Genomic DNA, 21,281 nt, shown 5'->3' on the forward strand with positions numbered 1-21,281 from the left:
GCCGGACGGGTGCCCTGCCGCGGCCGCGAGTACCCCCGCCAGTCCCGGGTTCGCCGCACACACCCTCTCCACCGCCACCACCGCGTCCTCGAGGTCCAGATCGCCGGCCAGGTCCCGGCAGGTGCGCAGCGGGGTGGTGACCCGAAGACCGCCCAGCTCGGTGACGGCGGCCGGTGGCATCGCACCGTAGCGGTAGACCCGTCCCGCGCGGGACCGACGGGTGGCCGGCAGCCAGATCTCGGGCATCGCATCTGCCGGGACGGAGTCGTCACCCCACAACAGTGCGGCGCTGCGCCCGCGCAAGACCCCCTCGGGCCAGGTCCGCGCCAGCGCCAGGCTGCGCAAACGGAGGTCGTCGACCTGGTCGTCCCGGCGGTAGAGCCCGTGCCAGATCCGTACGTAGCGGCCACGGTCTCGTGGATCAGGGACGGCTGCGGCGAGTTCGGCAGTGGTCAACGGGCCCGGCGGCAGCCCGCAGGGGCTCTTCGGGAAGTGACCGTGAACGGCGGGGGCGCTCTCGATGCAGGCCTGAACGTCGGTGCTCGGCCCGCGGACCGGAGTGGGAGTGTCCATGCCGGACACAGTGCAGCACGTGGCAGTCGGATCCGGACCGCGGACGTGCGGCCGGGGAGGTCCCTGTGGACAGACTGAAGCTGTGGATGACGGCCGGTTCTGTCGCCACGGGACCCGCGAGTCTTACCGGTGTCAAGAACGTGTGACCGGCACGAAGCGCCACACCAGGAGCGCGAGCAACGACAGCACCGTGACCACGGTGGCCACCGCCGAGAGGCCTCCCATCGCAAACGCGAGCGGGCCGACCAGACCCCCGAATCCACCGATGAAGAAGACGATGAAACTGAAAGCGGTGTTGAGCTGGGCAGAGTGCTCGGGAGATGTGGACAGAGCCTGCACCTGGTTTCCGGACAATGCAGACTGATTCGCCCACGTCGAGAAGAACAGAGCCAGCCCGAAGAGCACCGGGATGTCGTGGGTCAGGAAGATCGCTCCCGAGGACAGCGAGAGGATTACCAGGAACACACCGGTCATCCGGCGTGCTCCGTATCTGTCGATCAATCGGCCGGACATCGGTGTCACCAGCCCCGCGACGAGGCCCACCAGCCCAAACATCCCGGCCTGGGTGACCGACCATGACAACGGCGGTGCGGTGAGGTGCAGGACCATCACCGCCCACACCGAGTTGAACGCCCCGAGACCGAGGGACTGGGTGAAGGCGGCCCTGAGCAGGACCGGGTTGCCGCGAGCACTCTTCAGTGCTGCGGACATCAACGACACGTGCGACAGTGCGCTGCCGACGGGCGGGACTGCCCGGCGGAGTGCCCACAATGCCGCGGGGAGCGCCAGGACGACCAGGAGGGCACACGCGACGATGGTCCCTCGCCAACCGACCCAGTCCGTGGACGCACTCGCGAGCGCCCTCCCGCCGAACAAGCCGACGAGGAGGGAGCCCACGAGAACGGAATTGGTCGCACCTCTCTGCCCGGGGGCACACATCCGGTTGGCCGCCGGGATGATGACCTGCGCCAGATTCCCCACCACCCCGACGGCGAAGAACGCTGCGGTGGCCGCGATGACGCTGTGGGAGAGTGCCGCCAGTAGCAGCGCCACGGTGAGCACGATCGCCTGAACAGTCACCTGTGTCGAGGAGCGGACGCGGGTTCCGAACGGGATGAGGACGAGGATCCCGACGGCGTAGCCGAGCAGGGCGCTCGCCGCGATCAGTCCCGAGGTGTGATGCGACACACCGAAATTCGTCGAGATGTCCGTCAGCAGCGCCTGTGGAATGTAGACGATGCTGGCGGAGATTCCGCAGAAGACGGCGAGGGCGAAGAGGCGTAGAGGCGTTATTCGCCTCTGTGGCTGTGTGGACATCGTCCGATTCGTCTCGTGCCCGTAAGGGCGGTGCTCACGCCGCCACTGCGGCCTTGCCCACTGCGGGCTTCTTCTTGTGGAAGTCGGTCACCGACTGGAACGCGTGCGCCGCCCGGACGAGGAGATGCTCCGAGAGGTCCCCGCCGCACAGCTGGAAGCCGATCGGTGTGCCCCTGTCGGTGAAGCCACCGGGCAGCGTGATGGTCGGGGTACCGCTGACGTCCATAGGGGCAGTCGGTACCAACAGACCCGCCAGGAGTTCGGGGGAGGTACCGAGCTCGGCCATCGTCTCGATCGTCGGCGACGCGAAACCCGCACCGGGCAACAGCACTAGGTCGATGTCCTGGAATGTCCGCTTCAGTCGCCCGGTGAACGCGCGCCGCCGCGACAGGAGCATCTGGTAGTCGACCGCGCTGAGCCCACGTCCGGTCTCGATGAGATGCGCCAGCGCCGGGCCGTACTCGCTCGACCGTGCCGGATACGTGGCGGCGTGAGCGGCCGCGGTCTCGACCGCGCACAAGGTCTCCCAGTCCGCGCTGATGGCGGCGAGGTCCGGGAGCTCGATGCTGTACACGCGCCAACCGAGAGACTCCACCACTCCCACGACACCGGCCAACATCGCCTGGGTCGGCTCGTCGAACGTCGCCGTCAGGTCCCAGTCGATTCCGACGCTCGGCGCCCGGTCCAACCGCAGGTCTCCGGAGTAGTCCGGCACCGGCGCCGACACCGTGGTCGGATCATGGGGATCCTCGCCGGCGATCGCCGACAGCACGACGCCCGCGTCCCGCGCACTGCGCGTCATCGGACCGATGTGGTCCAGGCTCTCGGCCAGCTCGAAGACGCCGTACCGGCTCACCCGCCCCCAGGTCGGCTTGATGCCCGTCACCCCGTTCTGCGCGGAGGGCAGCCGTATGGACCCGCCGGTATCCGAGCCGAGCGAGGCGTAACAGAGGCCGGCCGCGGTGGCGACCCCCGAACCACTCGAACTCGATCCCGTCCACGTGTCGGCATCCCATGGGTTGACCGGGGTCGGGAGAGCCGGATGGTGCTCTGCGTATGCGCCCTCGGTCATCCGTAACTTCCCGGTGATGACGGCGCCGGCCTCCTTCAGCCTGCGCACCACGGTGGCGTCCCACCGGGGAACGAAATCGGTGTGGATGGTTCCACCGGCCGCGGTGGGAGTTCCCGCCGTGTAGCAGAGGTCCTTGACCGCGACCGGGACCCCGTGCAATGGACCGCGGTAGTTCCCCGCCGCGATCTCGGCGTCGGCCGCACGCGCGGCCTCCAGGGCGGCGTCGCCGCTGACGATCGCGTAGCTCTGGAGCCGGCCGTCATGGGTTTCGATGCGCTCGAGGATTCCCTGGGTCACCTCCACGGAGCTGACCTGCCGACCGCGGATGAGTTCCGCGACCTCGGTGAGCTCGAGGAGCGCCAGCTCTCCGCCGGGGCTCATGGCGCCCTCTTCAGCGGTGCCAGGGTGCCGATGTGGTCGGTCGCGGTCTCGTAGACCGACGCCACGCGAAGCACGTCGCCCTCACAGAACGGCTTTCCGATCACCTGCGCACCGAGCGGCAGACCACCGTCCGTCGAGTAGCCGACGGGCATTGAGAGGGCCGGGAGTCCGGTGAGGTTGCCCGGCGCGCACACCCGGCTGTACGCCGTCGTCGCTCCCTCGATGTCGTCCGGGGCCCATTCGAAGACCGGATCGTCCGCGCCCACCGCCGGCCCGGGGAGGGTGGGTGCCAGCAGGACGTCGATGTCGGCGTACATCTCGCGCCAGCCCTGTTGCATGAGAGTCCGCGTGCGCAGTGCGTTGATGTAGCTCGTGGCCAACACGCCCTCGCCGACCTCGAGGAGGGTCCGGACCTCGTCGGTGAACAGGTCCGGGGTCTCGCGCAGTGCCTCCTGATGGTAGGCGCCCGCCTCGGCGAGCATGATGGTCCACGCGGTGGACAGCACCTTGTCCGCGAGCGGGATCTCGACTTCGACCAACTCCGCACCGAGGCCCTCCAACACGTGTGCGGCGGCCATCGACGCCTCCCAGATCTCGGTCTGCACCCGCTCGTTGTAGAAGTTCGTCGGGATGCCGATGCGAGTGCCCTCGACCGATCCGCCGAGATCGGGGGTCCAGTCGGGAACCGGCCTGTTGACGCTCGCGGGATCGCGTCGGTCGTAGCCGGACATCGCCGCCATGACGAGCGCGGCCTCCCGGACGTTGCGGGTGAGCGGTCCGACGTGGTCGAGGGACCAGGACAGCGACGCGACCCCCACACGAGGGGCGCGGCCGTAGGTCGGCTTGATGCCGACCGTGCCGCAGACCGAGGCCGGGATGCGGATCGAACCGCCGGTGTCGGAGCCGAGCGCGACGGTGACGCCTCCGGAGGCGATCGAGGCCCCGGAGCCCCCGCTGGATCCGCCGGGGACTGTGGAGATGTCCCACGGGTTCCGGGTGGTGGGGGTGGTCGCGCCGAACGCGAACTCGTGGGTGTGGGTCTTGCCGACGATCACCATTCCGGCTGCGGTGAGCTTCTGCACGCTCGCACTGTCAGCATCGGGGATGTAGTCGGCGCGGACGTCCGAACTGGAGGTGGTGAGGATCCCTCGGGTGTCGTACAGGTCCTTCACGCCGAGGGGGATCCCGTGCAGTGGTCCCTTGTACTTTCCGGCGGCGATCTCCTTCTCGGCCACCCGCGCCTGCTCGAGCGCCAGGTCCTCGGTGATGGTCGCATAGGCGTGGATGTCGGGCTCGACCTCGCGTATCCGCTTGAGCGACGACTCCGTGAGCTCGACCGGTGAGAGCTCTCTCGAGGCGATCTTGTCCGAGGCCTCGGTGAAGGTGAGTTCGTACGGTTCCATGGCTCTCAGTTCCAATCTGCGTTGAAGGCGGTGGCCGGAGGGGTCTCGCCCAAGGGCTGAAAGGGCTCACTGTTGGCGATCTCCAGCAGCGGCGTGTAGTCGGCGAGTTTGGCGGCGAGGCGCTCGTCGGTCACCTTGCTGTCGGCGTAGTCGAACAGCGCTCTGATCGCCTCTTCGGTGAACACCTTGGGAGTTTCTGACATGGGCTTTCTCCTATCGGACGTGGGTGATGGAACAGACCGGGGAACCCGGCGTCGCCCGGACCACCGGGGGCTGTGTGACGGGCCTGGTAGACGGGCCCGGTGAGGGGACGGGAGTGGGTGTCAGCCCGCTCGCGGGGCTTAGTGCGCCGCGAGCGGCGGGGCGAGCCGACCCCAGTCGGTTCGCTGTTCGTAGGCACGACCGATGGCGAGCGCGAGCGCGTCGTGGCCTGGTGCGGTCATGATGTGCATGCTCACCGGCATGCCGTTGGCGTTGAGCCCGGCGGGCACGGCGAGACCCGGTGCCCCGAGGAGATTGGCCTGGACGGTGAAGGCGTTGAGGCCCGACAGGGTCGACATCTCCCGCCCGCCGAGCACCATCGATGATGCACCGAGCGGCGGTGGCTCGGTCCCAACGGTGGGGGTGATCACGGCGTCCACCTTCGCGAACATCGCGTCGCACGCCTTCTTGAGTGCCGCCTGGAAATCGAGAGCCTCGAGGAGATCGACAGCACTCAGCGCGAGGCCTGCGTCGAGAGCCGCAGCGACGTCTGATTCGAAGTCCACTCGACGCGCTGCGAACCGATCGCGGTGATAGAGCGCCGCCTCGGCTGCCGCGATCGTCACCACGGCGTCACCGCACTCCTCCGGGGTGGGGAACGTGAGGGGAACGAGCCGCGCACCCGCCGCCTCGAGTTCCCGTGCTGCCGCGTGGACGGCCTCGGAAATGTCGGCGTCCGCCGTGTCGAAGAAGAAGTGCTCGGGGATGCCGAGCGCCAATCCCTGGACGCCCCGCTCCAGCGAGGCCACCGCGTCGGGTCCCGGAAATCGCCTGCTCCCGGGATCGGTCGGGTCGAATCCGGCCAGGGAGTCGACGACGGCCGCGGCGAGCGAGACGGTCGCGGTGAGGGGGCCGGCGTGGTCGAGGGTCGGGCTACAGGGGGTGATGCCGGTGCGGCTGATGAGCCCGAAGCTGGGTTTGAATCCGACCACCCCGCACACCGCAGCCGGCATCCGGATCGATCCGCCGGTGTCGGTGCCCATCCCGATCGGGACCACGCCTGCCGCCACGGCCGCGCCCGAGCCACCACTGGACCCGGCGGGAACGCGGTCGAGGTTCCACGGATTGCGGGTGGGAGGTGACATGGCGCCGAAGGCGTACTCGTGGGTCACCGTCTTTCCGACGATCACGGCCCCGGCCTCACGGAGCTTCCTGACGGCCGCGGAGTCCGCCGCCAGGGGCTCGGTGTCGGCCACTTTCGAGCCGCTGAGAGTGGGGTGGCCCGCGACATCGTAGAGATCCTTGACCGCGACGGGCACCCCGGCGAGCGGGCCGGTGAGCCCCTTCGCGCTCACGGTGTCAGCCTCGGCCCGGGCCTCGGTCTCGAAGAACTCGACGAACGCGGAGATCGTCGGCTCGACCTCGGTGTAGCGGGCAACGACCGCGTCGACGGAGTAGGTCGTGCCTGCGATCTGCTGGGGACGGATGGTCATCACGCCGCCTTCGGTTCGAGAACGGCCTCGAGGAGCTTCTGCGTGACCTCGCTCTTCGGGTGGCGGAGCACCGTGTCGACGGGTCCTACCTCGGCGAACCTGCCCTTGTGGAGCACGCCGGCCGAGTCGCACATGTGCTCTACCAGGGCGAGGTGATGGGTAATGAGCAACATCGTGAGCCCTCGCTCGGCCTGCAGGTCCTTGAGAAGGTTCAACACCTGCGCCTGCACCGAGACGTCGAGGGCCGCCGTGGGTTCGTCGAGGACGAGGAACTCGGGATCAGTGGTGAGTGCTCGCGCGATGCCGAGGCGCTGCCGCTGCCCTCCGGAGAACTCGTGGATGTACCGGTCGTAGTGGCTATCGTCCAGGCCGACCTTCTCGAGGAGTTCCAACACCCGCCGGGTGGCCTCCTTGCCGTCGCAGAGTCCGAATCTGCGCAGTGGTGCGCCGACCTGCTGGCCGACCGGGAGGCGGGGGTTGAACGCAGAACCGGAGTCCTGGAACACGACCTGGACCTTCTGGCGGATCCGTCGCATACGTTCGCCGGTCAGGTTGGTCGTCTCGCTCCCGTCCACCACGACGTGCCCGGAGGTGGCCTCCTCGAGGCCGAGGATCATCCGGCCGGTGGTGGTCTTCCCCGAACCGGATTCCCCGATCAACCCCCACGTCTCTCCCCGTCGGATGGAGAACGAGATGTCGTCGACGGCCACGACCTCCCGGCTCTTCTTGCCGAAGCCGCCCGAGACGTTGAAGACCTTGCGCAGGTTGATCACTTCCACGAATTTTGTGTCGCTGGTAGACATCGTCAGGCCTCCTGGAAGACGTTGAGTCGGCGTTGGCCGCGCGGGACGTTCCGGGCCGAGTCGTCGAGGTGGAGCTTCGGCACGGAACTGATGAGTGACCGGGTGTAGGGATGCTCCGGCGCGCTGAGGACCTGGTGGGCGGTGCCCTGCTCGACGATGCTGCCCTGCCGCATCACGGTGACCGTGTCGCACATGTGCGACACCACGCCGAAGTCGTGCGTGACCATGAGGATGGCGGTGCCGAGTTCCTTGTTGATCTCGAGCAGCAGGTCGAGGATCTGCTTCTGCACGGTCGCATCGAGGGCCGTGGTCGGCTCGTCCGCCAGCAGGAGTCTGGGGCGGGCGGCGAGCGCCATGGCGATGACGACGCGTTGCCGCTGACCACCGGAGAGCTGGTGCTGGTACGCGCGCAGCTTCTGCTCGGGATCCGGCATCGCCACGAGTTCGAGCGACCGCACCGCCTCCTTGTAGGCATCGGCCTTCGACAGCTTCTGGTGGAGGCGGATGACCTCGACCATCTGGGCGCCGACGGTGAACGACGGGTCCAGGGCACTGAGCGCGTTCTGCGACACCAGGCCGATCTCCCTGCCCCGGATCTTGACTAGCTCCTTCTGGGACAGCTCCAGGAGGTTCGTCCCGTTGAGGAGGATCTCCCCGGACGCGATCTTCGCCCGTCGCGTGCCGAGCAGCCCCAGGATCGTCATCGAGGTCACTGACTTGCCTGAACCGGATTCTCCGACGAGGCCGCGGATCTCCCCCTCCCCCACGGACAGACTGACGTTCTTCACCGCGTGGACGACGCCGCCGTCAGTGTGGAAATCGACGCTGAGATTGTTGATGTCAAGCATTGGGTCTCACGCTCGCTTTCTTCGAAGGCGCGGAAATCAGGTGGTCTGCTTGCGGGGATCGAGCGCGTCGCGGACGCCGTCACCCAGCAGGTTGAACGAGAGGGCGACCACGAGGATGGCGCACCCCGGGATGGTGGCCACGTGCGCGTATCCCTCCAGGAGGACGCCGGCGCCGTCGGCGGTCATGATCCCCCAGTCCGGGGTCGGCGGGATGATTCCGACGCCCAGGAAGCTCAGGCCGGCGGCGAGGACCACCATGAGGCCGCACAGGGTGGTCGCGTAGACCACCAGGGGCGAGACGACGTTCGGGAGCAGTTCCTTGAAGAGGATCTCCGGGGTCCGTGCGCCCCCCGCCCGGGCCGCCTCGATGTACTCCCGGGACGATTCCTGAACCGTCGAGGTGTACGCCACCCGGGCCATGTAGGGGATGAGGCTGATGCTGATGGCGATCATCACGTTGCCCAACCCCGCGCCGAGCACGGCCGCCAGCGCGATGGCCAGAAGGACGAGCGGGAAGGCGAACAGGACGTCGAGCAGTCGCATGAGCGTCTCGCCGACCCGGCCCTTCGCGTACCCGGCGATCAAACCGATGAGCAAGGCGACAGGGAGGACGATGAGTACCGGGAACACCGCGACCGACAGTGAGTACCGGGTGCCCCAGATCAGCCGGGACAGGATGTCGCGGCCCTGGCCGTCGAGTCCCAGGATGTGGCCCTCCGTTCCGATCCCCTCGAGTCGTCTTGAGGAGTCCCCGATGGTCGGATCGTAGGGACTGAGTACCGGAGCGAGAATCGCCACGGCTATCGCGAGGAGCAGGATGATGGCAGCGACCGCGGCCATCCTGTCCCGCATGAACGCGCGGAGCGCGAGCAGTAGGCGGGAAGGACGCTGTGCGGGCTCCGTGGGACGAGGAGCGGCCTCGTCTGCCGCCGTGCTCCCCTGCTCGTGGCCGCCTGCCGTGTCCGCAACCGGGGATGTGCCGAGGATCGAACTCATGCTGTGACCTTTCTGCGGGTGCGGGGATCGAGCACGCCCACTGCCGTGTCGGTCAGCAGATTGACGACGACAAAGACGAGCGCGATGAAGAGGACGCCGGCCTGCACGAGCGGCATGTCGTTCTGCGTGATCGAGGTGTAGAGCTGGTACCCGAGTCCCGGCCAGGAGAACACCACTTCGACGAAGATCACCCCGCCGAGGAGATAGCCGATCTGGAGCCCGATGACGGTGACGATCGGGGGGAGCGAGTTCCGGAAGCAGTGCCGCCAGAGGATTGAGCGCTCCGAGATCCCCGAAGCCCGCAGGGTGCGGATGTAGTCCTGCTCCATCGTGTCGACCATCACGCTGCGCGTCATTCGGGCGATGACGGCCAGTGGAACGGTTGCCGCGGCGATCGCAGGGAGGACGAGGTGCATCAGAAGATCACCCATTCCCCCGCCGATATTCCGCGCGCTCGACATTCCGGAGGTCGGGAACCACCCGAACTGAAGGGCAAAGATTCCGATCAGCATGAGACCGAACCAGTAGACCGGGACGCTCGCACCGGCGAGCGAGACAAACATGGAGACCCGGTCGAAGATGCCGTATTGCTTGCGAGCGGCAATGATCCCGAGCGGGACGCCGATGACGATGCAGAGAGCCAGCGCCGCGAACGACAGCACCATCGTGTTCTGGAACCTCGGCAGGATGATGTCGAGAACCGGTTGGTTGATGGTCAGCGAGCGACCGAAGTCGCCTGTCAGCAGCCCGCCCAGATAGGTGAAGAACTGCATGACCACCGGCTGGTCGAGGCCGAGCTCCCGGCGGACGGCCGCAACGGCATCCTCCGTCGCGCCCGCGCCCAGAATCGTTCGAGCGGGATCACCGGGCACCAGTTGCAGGAGGAGGAAGACGATCAGCACCACTCCGAAGAGGACGAAGACGGTCGACCCGAGGCGCTTGCCTATGACGAGAAGCATGGCCTAGTCCTCGAAGTTCAGGCTGACGCCGGTGAGGTCGTACCACTCCTGGCTCGCCGAGACCCAGCCCTCGACCTGCGGAGACAGGATGTACGGAGCGCGGTCGTTGACGATCGGTGCGAGCGCCCCATCCTCAGTGGCGATCTCGTTGGCCCGCTGCCAGAACTCGACCGACTCCTCTTCCGATGCGGCCGTGATCGCCTGTTCCATGACGGCGTCGAGCTCCGGGTTGTCGTAGTAGCCGACGTTCGGTCCGTTCGGGGCGATCATGGCCTGCGAGGTGACGATGTAGAGCCAGTACGGGGTATCCATGCCCCAGGACATCTGCATCATTCCCACATCGCCGGCACCCTCACCCCAGCGCCCCAGGTAGGAGATCCACTCCATGGTCTGGATCTCGACATCGATGTTGATCTCGGCGAGGTTCTGCTGGATGAACTCGGCCATCGGCGCCGGGACGATCTGACCGGATCCGTCGACCGAGGTCGCGAGGCTGGTCGTGAAGCCGTCCTCCAGCCCGACCTCCGCGAGGAGCTCACGCGCTTGCTCTAGGTCACGGGCGTATGCGTCGGTCCGCTCGACGTACGCGTCGTTGGCCGGCGCCTGGATGTCGTACGCGGGTTCGGCCGTGCCCTGGAGGAGGTTGTCGGCCATCCCCTCGCGGTCGATGGCCAGGTTGATTGCCTGCCGGACCTCCGGCAGCTCCATGTACTCGTCCCGCATGTTGAAGGAGAGGTACCAGACGTGCGGCGGCGCGCCGTCGGACAACTGGTAACCCTCGTCGACGAGCTGCTGAACGGAGTCCGGGGAGGGCACTGCGATCACGTCGACCTCACCGTTGCGGATCGCGGCCGAGCGGCCTGCGGGATCCGGGATCGGACGGAAGATGACGCCGTCCAACTCGGGCACCTCGCCCCAATAGTCCTCGTTCCGCAACAGCGTGATCCGTTCGCCGCGGATGCGCTCCTCGAACACGAACGGTCCGGTGCCCGACGGGTTCTCGGCGATGTCCTCGCCGTGCTCCTCGAGCGCGGCGGGGCTGATGATTCCGGTGGATCCGTTGCCGCCCTGCGCGAGCATGCGGAGGAACGGGGAGAACGGCTGGGTCATCCGGACCACAACCGTCTGGTCGTCGACTGTCTCGACCTCGTCGACGAACTGCCACACATAGACCGTCTGACCGGCAGCGGTGGCGTTGTACTGCGGCGACGACTCATCCCACATGCGCCGGATGTTGTACTCGACCGCCTCGGCGTCGAGCTCGGTGCCGTCGTGGAACGTGACGCCCTGGCGGATGTTGAACGTGTACTCCAGACCGTCGTCGGAGATCTCCCACGATTCCGCCAGCCCGGGTCGCAGTTCGGGGACTGCCGCCTCCTCGGACGGGGTCTGCAGGTCGTGCATCACGAGAGGCTCGTACATCTGGGAGTTGATGCGCCAGGTGACCCAGCCGCCGGCGACCTGCGGGTCGAGGACGTCTGCCTCGGACTCGATCCCGATGATGAGCGTGTGGTCGTTCCCGCCTCCGCCTCCGGCACCGCCACACGCGGTGAGGGCAAGGGACAACGTGAGCCCAGCCGCGATCGCTGTGGCCCGACGTTTCCACCCAAGGTATTTAGCCGATTTCTGCATGAGATGCGTGCCCTTTCCTTGAGCCACCGGCCGCCAAAAAATTGGCCGCCTACCCGGAATTCATTGTGCGGAGAACAGTAGAAAGGGCCACTAGGTTCTGTGAATACGTCATCGTGCGTATTTGCCAGCAGACGGCGCCATCGCCGCGAAGATACCAGGTAAAAATGTGACTCAGCTCATTGTCACGCGCGTTAATATCCCTCGAAATAGGCCGGGGAATGCTCTCCGGCGGACAATTCAATAATTCGCAACCAACGTTACGAGCTGTTAACACCCTGTCGACACAGGGAGAAGCAACGGGTCGTCATACTTCCGTGCATCGATGCCCACCGCGACTGGAGGTCGGATCGGCATCCGTGTACGAGAGTTCTGGGGAGAACGATGAAGGCGACAACGATTCTCGAGGCAACACTCAAAGCGGTCCGCGCGACTCAGGCGGACGTGGTCCCGCCTCTCACCGCAGCGCACGAAGCCCTCTCTGAACTCAACAGATTCGTGCAGTACCCGTCGCTGGAGATCGCGGAGTGGGATCCGGCGCGCGGGATACACCAGCCGCTACACACCAAGCGGTTCCCGCAGAAGTTGCTGGACGCGCTCAACGGGCAAGTGTTCCTGGACGATCTGTGCTGGCCCGCGCTCCACCGGGACAGGCGACCCAAGGGCTGGGCCGACACCGATGCCCACATCAACCGCGCGGATTCGGCCCTCTACCAAGAGTTCATTCTCCCGCTGGGGTACCGGGAAGGCGTCTACCTGCCACTGTTCCACCAGGAGCGCTATGTGGGGATGGTGACCGGGAACACCGACGCGCCCCGGCCGCCCGGCGAAGCGGAGATGGCCGCGTTGTCGGCAGCCGCTCCGGCGCTGGGCGAGTTTCTTTTCCGGACCCGTGAACGACGCACCCGCAACGAGGCGGACGGCGCACTCCTGCTCGACCCAGGGCTCAACCTGACGAGCTTCGAACCAGAGCACAGCCACGAGGTCGCGGAACTCATCCGGTCCGTCCTGCTCCGGACATGGCCGACACGGGGGCAGGTCTCGCGGTTCGCGATATGGCCCGACGAGGCGCCCGCGCCGGTCCATGTCCGGGTGGAGGGCGCCCGGCGAGGTGCCGGCGGGTTCTATGTGTCCTGGCGCGAAGGGCCGATGCCCGCCGGGCTCTCCCGGCGACAGGCGGAGGTCGTCACCGGAATCGTCGAGGGGTGTGGCAATACCGAGATCGGGGAGAGGCTGTTCACCAGCCCGCGAACGATATCCAAACACGTGGAGCACATTCTCGTGAAGCTAGGGGTTCCGAATCGAAGCTCCGTCACGCGCATCGCGATGGTGGACGGGATCTACCTACTCGGTCATCCAGCATTCTCGTGCCTCAGATAGAGAAATTGCGTCAAATGACGTATTCATAGTCTTCGGCACTGCACCTAGGGTCGAGCCATGGACACCTTTCGCACTCTCGTCGGGCATCGTCTCGAGGCGGATATCCACAATGCGCTGTCTCACCACGAGTATTCTGGACGGGTAGTCCGCCTGATTGTGCCGCAGTCCGAATTGGGCCGTAAGCGATTCAAGGCCGTGGACCAGGACGGTATCGAGTACGGCATCGCACTCCCGAGGGACGTGACTCTCCGGGACGGCTCGGTTCTGGAGCTGACCGACCGCCGCGCGGTGGTGGTCGAAGCACGCGAGACCGAGCAACTACATCTGCGGGCACTCGACGCCGAAGGCGGCATCCAGTTGGGGTGGCACGCCGGGCACCTTCACTGGAAGGTCCGCATGGCCGGGCAGTACATGACGGTCCTGCTCGACGGACCGAGAGACGACTATCTCGTGCGGATCGAACATCTCCTCCACAGCGGGGTGATCGAGGTGGTCGAGTCCGAGGCGGGGACGACCGGGGCGGCCGTCGCCGCCCACGAGCCCCACTCTCACGACGCGACGGCACACGGGGCGGGAACCATACGATGACGGCGTCCTCGCGTACGGCGCTTCTGCTCCACGCTGATCCGGCGTTCGCCGCGGGCGCCGGCTCGTTCTCCTCCGGTCTGGAGACGCTCGTGGCAGACGGGTGGGTCACCTCCCCTGCCGAGCTCGCCGTCCTGCTCGACGAGGCACTCGTGCACCGGTGGAACTCCTTCGACCGGGTGTTTCTCAATCAGGCCTACGGGTGGAATGAGCTGGATGAGCTGCTCGCGCTGGACACGGAAGTGGACGTGCACCTCATCGGCGAGGCCGCGCGGAAGGCCTCGCGACGGGCGGGGCGGGCCCTGTTGGGGGTATGGGCACGGCTCGGCGACCCGCTGTCTTCGCACGTCCGGGTCGCCATCCCCGCGGGTGCCCACCTGCCCGTGGCGCAGGCCGTCGTGGCACAGGCGCGGGGCCTTGGGCTGAGGGATGCCGAGGCCCTCTCCGGATGGCAGGTCGTCTCGTCGTACTCGAGCAGCGCGGTGCGGCTCGGGGCCGCCGGACACAGGAGCATCCAGGAACTCATGACCCGGGCGTCGGGGCGGCTCGACGAGCTCCTCGGGCTCCCGGTCCCCGACGGGGCCCGTCCGACGGCATGGACCCCGAAGCACGACATCGCCGCCGAGCGCCATCGACACTCCGATCTACGACTTTTCGCGTCGTGACTACACCGAGGACTACTCCATGAACCTGACGCCCACCGAGTCCGAGAGGCTCACCGTGTTCACTGCCGCCGAGTTTGCGCGACGCAACCTCCGCGAGGGGATCCCGTTGAGTCACCCCGAGGCCGTCGCGTACCTCACCGACGAGGCGATGCTCATGGCGCGGACCGACCTACCGTTTTCGGAGGTCCGGGAACGAGCCGGGCAACTGCTCACGTCGGCGCAGGTGGAGCCGGGGGTGCCGAGCATGATCTCGTACATCATGCTCGAGCTGCCGACCCTCGCCGGCAGCAAGCTGCTGACCATCTACTCCCCGATCGCGGAGACGGCAGACGGTCCCGTGCCGGGCGAGGTCATCGCCCTCACCGAGGCGGAGACGGTGTTCGATCCATCGGGGCTCATCGACCTCGAGGTCGTCAACACCGGAGACCGCGACATCCAGGTCCGCAGCATGACCCACTTCTTCGAGGTCAACAAGGCCCTGGCTTTCGATCGGGCAGCGGCCTACGGCCACAAGCTCGCCATCAACGCCGGTGGCGGTACGCGTTTCGAACCGGGAATCCCCAAGGTCGTCACCCTGACACCGTTCGTCGGCGAGCGCGTCGTCCACGGTCAGGCAGGACTCGTCAACGGCCCCCTGGACGACCCCGACACCCGCGCGCGGGCGTTTGAGAGGGCCCGCCAGCGCGGCTACATCCAGGAGGAGTCATGACGACGGGCGGTACCTCACTGACCCCGGCGGCCCGCGCACAGCTCTACGGCCCGACCACCGGCGATCTGGTGCGACTCGGCGACACGTCGCTGCTCGCGGAGATCGAGAAAGACTACACCCACCACGGATACGAACTCACCGTCGGCGCAGGGAAGAACATGCGCGATGGAGAGGCCCTGTCCGCGACCGTCACCACGGACGAGGGTGCACTCGATGTCGTGATCCAGAACGCGCTGATCATCGACGCGGTCCAGGGCATCGTCAAAGCGGATATCGGTATCCGGGACGGGCGGATCGTCGGAATCGGCAACGCAGGCAATCCCGCGACAATGCCGGGAATCGATCCGAACCTCGTGTGCGGCCAGAACACCACGTCGATCTCGGCGCAGGGCTGCATCGTCACCGCCGGGGCGATCGAATCCCACGGACACATGTTCTCTGCCGAACAATCGGAGCACGCGTTGGCGGGAGGGACGACGACGCTGATCGGCAGCTCTCCCGGACCGGTATTCGACGTCGGCTCAGGCACCGCGCACGTCATGGGACGCTACCTGCAGGGCACCGAGAGTTCACCGGTGAACTTCGGTCTGCTCGCCCGCGGAGGCTCCGACCCCTCGGCGGTCGCCCACGCCGTGAAGGCCGGGGCGATCGCGGTGAAGGTCCACGAGGATTTCGGGGCGTCGCCTGAGACCATCAACGGTTCACTGATCGCGGCAGACCGGCACGATTTCGCAGTGCACCTGCACACCGACTCGATCAACGAGTTCGGGTTCGCCGAGGACACGATGGCCGCGATCGGCGACCGGACGATCCACATGTATCACGTGGAGGGCGCGGGCGGCGGGCACTCCCCGGACATCCTGAGCGTGGTGTCGTACCCCAACGTCATCCCGGGGTCGACCAACCCGACCAACCCGTTCGCGTGGTCGGCGCTCGAGGAGGGCGTGCCGATGACGCTCATCGGGCACCAGATGGATCCACGATCTGAAGCGGACGTCGCGTTTGCCGAAGGCCGAATCCGGCCGCAGACCATGTCCGCCGAGGACCTGCTGCACGACATCGGCGCGATCTCGATCTTCGGCTCGGACACCCAGGGGATGGGCCGCCTCGCGGAGAACGTGACGAACTCGTGGCAACTGGCAAGCGTCATGAGAGATCACCGCGGCCGTCTGCCCGAGGAGACGACCGGGCGCGCGGACAACGAGCGGATCAAGCGCTATGTCGCCAAGACCACCCTCAACCCGGCGATCGCGGTGGGAATCGACAAGCACGTGGGCTCGGTGCAGCCGGGTCGTATGGCCGACCTGGTGCTGTGGCCGTTCGAGTCGTTCGGCGTGAAGCCGGTGCAGGTACTCAAGGCGGGAATGATCGTCTGGGCCAAGATGGGCGACGCGGCGGGCAGTCTCATGATGACCGAACCGCAGGTCCAACGTCTGATGTGGGGCGGCCGGGGCTCGGCGAAAAAGCACGTCAGCGCAGTCTTCGTCTCCGACATCGTCGCCCGGGCCGGATCGCTCGAGCCGTTCGGGCTCACCAAAGCAGTCCTCCCCATCACGTCGACGCGCCATCTGCGCAAGAGCGACATGGTCCACAACGACGCGCTACCCGACGTACGCGTCGACCCGCGCACCTTCGACGTCTCCGTGAACGGGGAAAAGCTTGAGGTGCACTCATTCGACGTGCGCCCACTGACCAGGAAGTACATGCTGAGATGACTGATCCGGTGGCTGATTCCTCGACTCTGACTGCTACCCGGACCGGAGTCAGACCGGAAGGCCGGACGGAGCCCCCGGGTCCCGCGGCTCGCATCGGCATCGGCGGCCCGGTGGGGTCCGGCAAGACCGCGATGGTGGAGAAGCTGATACCGCGGTTGGAGAATCTCGGTAAATCCGTCTCCGTCATCACCAACGATCTGGTGACATCGGAAGACGCCGTGCGGCTGCGGAGGTCGGGGATCATCGACGCGGACCGGGTCCTCGCCGTCGAGGCCGGAGCGTGCCCGCACACGGTGATCCGCGAGGACCCGACCATGAACATGGAGGCCGCCGAGCAGCTCGATCAGGCTTTCCCCGGTACCGACGTGATTCTGATCGAGAGCGGCGGCGACAATCTGGCCTCGACGTTCTCCGATGATCTCGTCGACTTCTGGGTGTTCGTGATCGACGTCTCCGGAGGAGGCGATATCCCCCGGAAGCGCGGACCCGGCGTGCTCCGCGCGGACGTCCTCGTCATCAACAAGGCCGACCTGGCACCGCATGTCGGGGTGGACCTCGAACTGATGGTCACCGAGGCCCGCGACGTGCGGGAGGGGCGACCGGTCCTCGTCACGAACTGCTTCACCGGTGAGGGCGTGGACGAGTTCGCGCGGTTCATCTCTGATGAGGTGCTCTTCTGAGCGCGCAACCATATGCGCTCGACCTCGAGATAGCCCGCCGAGGCGGCCGCACCTTCCTGTCCCGGAGATACTTCCGCTGGCCTTACGAGATCGGCATCCTGACGCACGGCCAGGTCCGTGGCCTGAGTGACGACACGGCATCCCTCATCGTCCAGTCGGCCACCAGCGGACTCATCACGGGTGAGCGGCTTCGCCAACGAGTCGTTGTCCGCGACGGCGGCCGGGTCAGGCTTGTGGGACAGGGCGCCATGCCCGTCCAGAAGGTCGGGTCCCATGAGGGGGCGGCGGAAGACCTGAGCCTGAAGGTGATGGGGGGCTCTCGGTTGGACTTCGTGTCCGAACCTCGACTGTTGTTGCCGGGCTCGTCCTTCTCACAGGTGAGCCGCGTATCCGTGGATACCTCCTCCTGCGTCCTCCTCGTCGACGCGGTCGTGCGTCATCCTGATGCGGGATCGGTGTCCTACCTCTCGGAAACGACACTGGAGTTCGACGGCGAGGTCGCCGCGGTGGAGCGGATGGGATTCCACTGCGTCGGGGAGCACCACTTCGGTGCGTCCGCGTTCATACTCGCGGTAGGGGACCACGTCACCGGACTCGACTGGAAGTGGTGGCTGAACAAGCACGGCGCGCGGACGAGTTACGGCGCGGTGTCGCCTCTCAGAAGTTGCCCCGGAATGAGCATTCGTGTCGTGGCCGAGAACGGATATCACTTGCGAAGGGCGATTGACGATGCGCTCTCGATCCTCGTGTAGCTCGCTGCACGCCCATCCGGCCGCCCGAGGCGAAGGGATCCCAGTCATCGGAACGTCAAGATCCGCGACCTCGCCGAGGAGATCGTCTCGGGCACGGCGGTGCCGCGCTACACCCCGTACAGCCGCGCCCAGTTCTCCCGCGTCGTGAGGCGGGTCTGCGCGTCGCGCCACCGCTCCTGCGCCGCGGGGGCCTCGCGGATGAACCGCGCGAGCAGGGCGACCAGGCGCTTCTGCAGCTCCGTGACCCGCTGCGGGTCGACCTTGCGGTGGTGCACCCCGGTCTGCGAGGCGTCGGTCACGTACACCTCGTCGAAGAGCGAGACGTGCCACCAGGCCGCGTCCTCGTAGGGGACGGCCACGACCCCACGACGCTGCCGTCCGAGCTTCTGGACGAGCAGCCGTTTTCCCAGCACCTGGTCCTCGCGGTCCTCGCGGGGGATCCCCACCTTGCGCTCCACCCTGATCCCCGGGGGAAGGGCGTCGACGGCGAGCTTGGCCGTCTCCGGGTATCCCGCGCGTTCGGCGCGGATCCCGGCCAGGGCGGCCTGCCCGCCATCACCGACACCGTGGGCACCGTCGGGGCCGTCGAGGAACGCCTCTATGCCGCGCATGCGGGTGGCGGCGAGACCGTACTGCATCGCCACGAGCGCCCGCAGGACACTCCGGCCCAGGTTCGTGGCCATCGCGCGCGGATCGATCCCCTGGCGGATGGCGGCGGTGGTCAGCGAATTGCGCATCGAGAAGAACTGACCGAAGTCGTCGCCGTCCTTCCAGTAGAAGTCGGCGTGCCACACGGCCGCCCCCTGCAGGGTGCAGGTGGGCATCCCGGCCTGTCGGCACCGCAACCCGTACTCGATGTCGTCCCACTGGAAGAAATACGGCAGGGGCAACCCGACCCTCTCCACCGCCTCCCCCGGCACCAGACAGGACCACCACGCGTTGTACTCGGCGTCCACCCGCCGCTCCTGCCGGTTCTCCACCACGGACTCGTCGCGCAGGGCGAACTCGTCCGCGTCCAGCCCGCCCTTGAGCTGATCGAGCTGCGTGCGCTCGGCCGAGACCAGCAGGTAGTCCGGGTTGAACAGGTACAGCATCTGCGCGCCGACGAGCATCGGCTCGCGGGTGAGGGCCGCGAAGGCGAACAGCCGCAACACCGTCTCGGGCTCGACCCGGACGTCGTCGTCCATGAGCAGCACGTCCACCGGCCCGGTGGAACCGGGCGCGGTGGCCTCGAACATCCCGCGGCTGAACCCGCCGGCGCCGCCGAGATTGGGCTGGCGCAGGTAGTGCAGCCGCTCGCCGAACTCCCCGGCCGCGCGCCGGAACGCCTCCCGCGTCTCGACCAGGTCGGTCCCCTGATCGGTCACGTAGAGGTCGTCGATCAGCTCGGCCACCACCGGGTCCGAGGCCAGCGAGTCGACGGTGGCAGCGCAGTCGTCCGCCCTGTTGAAGGTGCAGATGGCCACCGCCGCGCGGCGGGCCGGGCTCGTCGTCGTCACACCCCACGTCACCTCGGACACGGTCGCCTCGGCGTCCACGGCGTGGAACTCCAGCCACATCGCGCCACCGTCGACGAACGTGTCCACCGGCACGTGCAACACCGCCATCCCGTCCCCCTGGTGGTGGAACACGTCCACGGTGCGCACGTGGGAACCGATGTCGGACGCGCGGACCAGGACGTCGAGGCGCCCCTCGGACTCCACCGCGACCCGCACGGTGAGGCTGGTGACCGTGGTCCAGCGCTGCCAGTAGGAGGCCTCGAACCGGCCGAAGTAGGTGTTGGTGTCGACGACGGCCCCGGCGTCCAGGTGCAACTCGGCGCGCGTGCGGCGCACGACCCCCCGCACGATCCGCGAGTACAGGTCGTCGTTGACCCACCTGCGCGGGCCCGAGAACAGGGTGCGCTGCACCAGCAGGTCGCGCTCGTCGGGGGCGGAACCGGCGTCGGCACCTGCGGCTGTCACGGTGGTGGCGTCCATGTGGCGGGTGCTCCTGGGGAGTCGGGGCGGAGGTCGTCTCACTCCCGGGCGACTGCTGGCCCGGGCGCGCCGTCCAGGCTAACCCCGGCCGGGCGGTAACTCGGGAGGGCGGTCAGCGCACCCGGAAGATCACGGTCCGCTGGACGATGAAGTTGGTGACCGTCGCCACGCCCTGCGCGATGACGTAGCCGACCGTCGTGGCCCAGAACGTGCTCCAGCCCAGGTCGTGGAACCACGGCACCAGCAGCATGAACAGGCCCCACTGCACGCCGAACATCAGCGCGTACAGGCCCATCGTGGCGACGAAGCGGGCGCGGGAGGGCTCGGCCTGGAACGTCCACCGACGGTTGAGCGAGTACGCAGTGAGGGTCCCGGCCACGAAGGACAGCGCCTTGGCCGGGCCGTACCCCAGCCCGAACAGCATGAACAGCTGCAGCAGGCCGTAGTCGACGACCGCGGAGAGTACGCCCGTGAGGAAGAACCGGGTGACCTGGGTCCGAAAGTCCGTCGGCCGTGCCGGATCGGATTCGTGTCGGGCTTCGAGCGGGTCGACGGCCCCGCGCAGGGAGTCGAGGACGGAATCGTCCGGGATGTCCGCGCCGCCGGTAGGTGTACTCACCAGGACAGCGTAGGTCCCGGCCGCGCCGCACGAACACCGGCGCGACGACTTGTGCTCCGCTGGGCGACATGCGATCGTCGTTCCATCGCGCGCCCACCAGCGCGCCTCTGGTCGAACAGACGGGCGACACCTCCGCCGACAGCGTTCGATTCCGCAGGAGTGCTCAGCTCCGGCCACCCCATCTCCACACGGCGCACACACCACGAGGTCCGCGCCACCGCCCCGGGTGAGCCGTCGTCGCCTCCGCACCACATCGCCAGCAGGGCTCGTCGGCGCCGCCCGTGGCGACCTGCCGTCGATCGTTCTCCTCGACGACCAGGAGGAATCCCGTGTCCCAGGACCGCAACACTGCCCTCACCACCGCGCCGACCGTGTTCTCGTACACACCGACCGGCCGGGCCGTCCCGACGTCGTCGCCGTTGCGCACGCCCGACCGACGCCCGGCGGCGCCGTCGTGCACACCCACCGGTCGGGTGGTCCTCTCGACGCCGACCACGCGCGGCTCCGCCTGAGCAGACCGCC

The 21,281-nt window shown here is 67.4% G+C and carries 20 protein-coding genes and 1 pseudogene; 7 read left to right on the forward strand and 14 right to left on the reverse strand.

The window, feature by feature from the left end:
• From G6018_RS02045 to G6018_RS02095, 11 genes and pseudogenes are all read right to left on the reverse strand, one after another.
• A pseudogene (locus G6018_RS02045) lies at positions 1-573 on the reverse strand (hypothetical protein); the annotation flags it as partial.
• A gap of 132 nt (positions 574-705) precedes the next feature.
• Positions 706-1,890 carry an MFS transporter gene (locus G6018_RS02050; protein ID WP_182615953.1) on the reverse strand — a complete coding sequence of 395 codons (1,185 nt, stop codon included), beginning with the start codon at positions 1,888-1,890 and terminating at the stop codon, positions 706-708.
• Between the two features lie 34 nt (positions 1,891-1,924).
• Complete coding sequence (locus tag G6018_RS02055) at positions 1,925-3,343, reverse strand: amidase (RefSeq protein WP_182638583.1); 1,419 nt, start codon at positions 3,341-3,343, stop codon at positions 1,925-1,927.
• On the reverse strand, positions 3,340-4,746 hold the full coding sequence (locus tag G6018_RS02060; protein WP_182638584.1) for an amidase: 1,407 nt from the start codon (positions 4,744-4,746) through the stop codon (positions 3,340-3,342). Before G6018_RS02060 ends, G6018_RS02055 begins: the two co-directional genes overlap by 4 nt.
• A gap of 5 nt (positions 4,747-4,751) precedes the next feature.
• The gene (locus G6018_RS02065) at positions 4,752-4,949 is read right to left on the reverse strand and encodes a hypothetical protein (RefSeq protein WP_182611061.1); all 198 of its coding nucleotides are present in this window, start codon (positions 4,947-4,949) and stop codon (positions 4,752-4,754) included.
• A 138-nt stretch (positions 4,950-5,087) separates the two neighbouring features.
• A complete protein-coding gene (locus G6018_RS02070) occupies positions 5,088-6,440 on the reverse strand; it encodes an amidase (protein ID WP_182638585.1) in 1,353 nt (450 codons plus the stop codon).
• Positions 6,440-7,243 carry an ATP-binding cassette domain-containing protein gene (locus G6018_RS02075; protein ID WP_182638586.1) on the reverse strand — a complete coding sequence of 268 codons (804 nt, stop codon included), beginning with the start codon at positions 7,241-7,243 and terminating at the stop codon, positions 6,440-6,442. Before G6018_RS02075 ends, G6018_RS02070 begins: the two co-directional genes overlap by 1 nt.
• A 2-nt stretch (positions 7,244-7,245) precedes the next feature.
• On the reverse strand, positions 7,246-8,091 hold the full coding sequence (locus G6018_RS02080) for an ABC transporter ATP-binding protein (RefSeq protein WP_179524255.1): 846 nt from the start codon (positions 8,089-8,091) through the stop codon (positions 7,246-7,248).
• A gap of 36 nt (positions 8,092-8,127) precedes the next feature.
• Positions 8,128-9,087, reverse strand: a complete 960-nt coding sequence (locus G6018_RS02085) for an ABC transporter permease (RefSeq protein WP_179524254.1) — start codon at positions 9,085-9,087, stop codon at positions 8,128-8,130.
• Positions 9,084-10,046 (reverse strand): ABC transporter permease, encoded by a 963-nt coding sequence (locus tag G6018_RS02090; protein WP_182615964.1) that lies wholly within the window; start codon positions 10,044-10,046, stop codon positions 9,084-9,086. The genes G6018_RS02085 and G6018_RS02090 overlap by 4 nt, the downstream gene beginning before the upstream one ends.
• A gap of 3 nt (positions 10,047-10,049) precedes the next feature.
• Positions 10,050-11,612, reverse strand: a complete 1,563-nt coding sequence (locus G6018_RS02095; protein WP_241731010.1) for an ABC transporter substrate-binding protein — start codon at positions 11,610-11,612, stop codon at positions 10,050-10,052.
• 447 nt (positions 11,613-12,059) lie between these two features.
• On the opposite strand from G6018_RS02095, the gene G6018_RS02100 reads away from it, so the two are divergent.
• From G6018_RS02100 to G6018_RS02130, 7 genes are all read left to right on the forward strand, one after another.
• A complete protein-coding gene (locus tag G6018_RS02100; protein ID WP_182638588.1) occupies positions 12,060-13,055 on the forward strand; it encodes a helix-turn-helix transcriptional regulator in 996 nt (331 codons plus the stop codon).
• Positions 13,056-13,112: 57 nt separating this feature from the next.
• A complete protein-coding gene (locus G6018_RS02105; protein ID WP_182638589.1) occupies positions 13,113-13,643 on the forward strand; it encodes an urease accessory protein UreE in 531 nt (176 codons plus the stop codon).
• Complete coding sequence (locus tag G6018_RS02110; protein ID WP_179524249.1) at positions 13,640-14,305, forward strand: urease accessory UreF family protein; 666 nt, start codon at positions 13,640-13,642, stop codon at positions 14,303-14,305. The genes G6018_RS02105 and G6018_RS02110 overlap by 4 nt, the downstream gene beginning before the upstream one ends.
• Positions 14,306-14,324: 19 nt before the next feature.
• Entirely contained in the window at positions 14,325-15,014 is a 690-nt protein-coding gene (locus G6018_RS02115) for an urease subunit beta (RefSeq protein WP_179524248.1), read from the forward strand.
• Positions 15,011-16,729, forward strand: coding sequence for an urease subunit alpha (locus tag G6018_RS02120; protein WP_182615973.1), 1,719 nt, complete (start codon positions 15,011-15,013; stop codon positions 16,727-16,729). The genes G6018_RS02115 and G6018_RS02120 overlap by 4 nt, the downstream gene beginning before the upstream one ends.
• Positions 16,730-16,755: 26 nt before the next feature.
• On the forward strand, positions 16,756-17,409 hold the full coding sequence (ureG, locus tag G6018_RS02125) for an urease accessory protein UreG (protein WP_277817748.1): 654 nt from the start codon (positions 16,756-16,758) through the stop codon (positions 17,407-17,409).
• Between the two features lie 146 nt (positions 17,410-17,555).
• Entirely contained in the window at positions 17,556-18,161 is a 606-nt protein-coding gene (locus tag G6018_RS02130) for an urease accessory protein UreD (protein WP_347237770.1), read from the forward strand.
• Between the two features lie 107 nt (positions 18,162-18,268).
• Here G6018_RS02130 and G6018_RS02135 read toward each other — a convergent pair whose 3' ends face one another.
• The 3 genes from G6018_RS02135 to G6018_RS02145 form a co-directional block, all read right to left on the reverse strand.
• A complete protein-coding gene (locus G6018_RS02135; protein ID WP_182638590.1) occupies positions 18,269-20,140 on the reverse strand; it encodes a glycosyltransferase in 1,872 nt (623 codons plus the stop codon).
• Positions 20,141-20,252: 112 nt separating this feature from the next.
• The gene (locus G6018_RS02140) at positions 20,253-20,759 is read right to left on the reverse strand and encodes a GtrA family protein (protein ID WP_182638591.1); all 507 of its coding nucleotides are present in this window, start codon (positions 20,757-20,759) and stop codon (positions 20,253-20,255) included.
• A 163-nt stretch (positions 20,760-20,922) separates the two neighbouring features.
• Positions 20,923-21,281, reverse strand: a 359-nt coding sequence (locus G6018_RS02145) for a hypothetical protein (RefSeq protein ID WP_206685251.1), incomplete at its 5' end; no start/stop codon positions are given.

Origin of the sequence: Dietzia sp. DQ11-44 (assembly GCF_014145205.1) — a bacterium.
Lineage (GTDB): Bacteria > Actinomycetota > Actinomycetes > Mycobacteriales > Mycobacteriaceae > Dietzia > Dietzia natronolimnaea.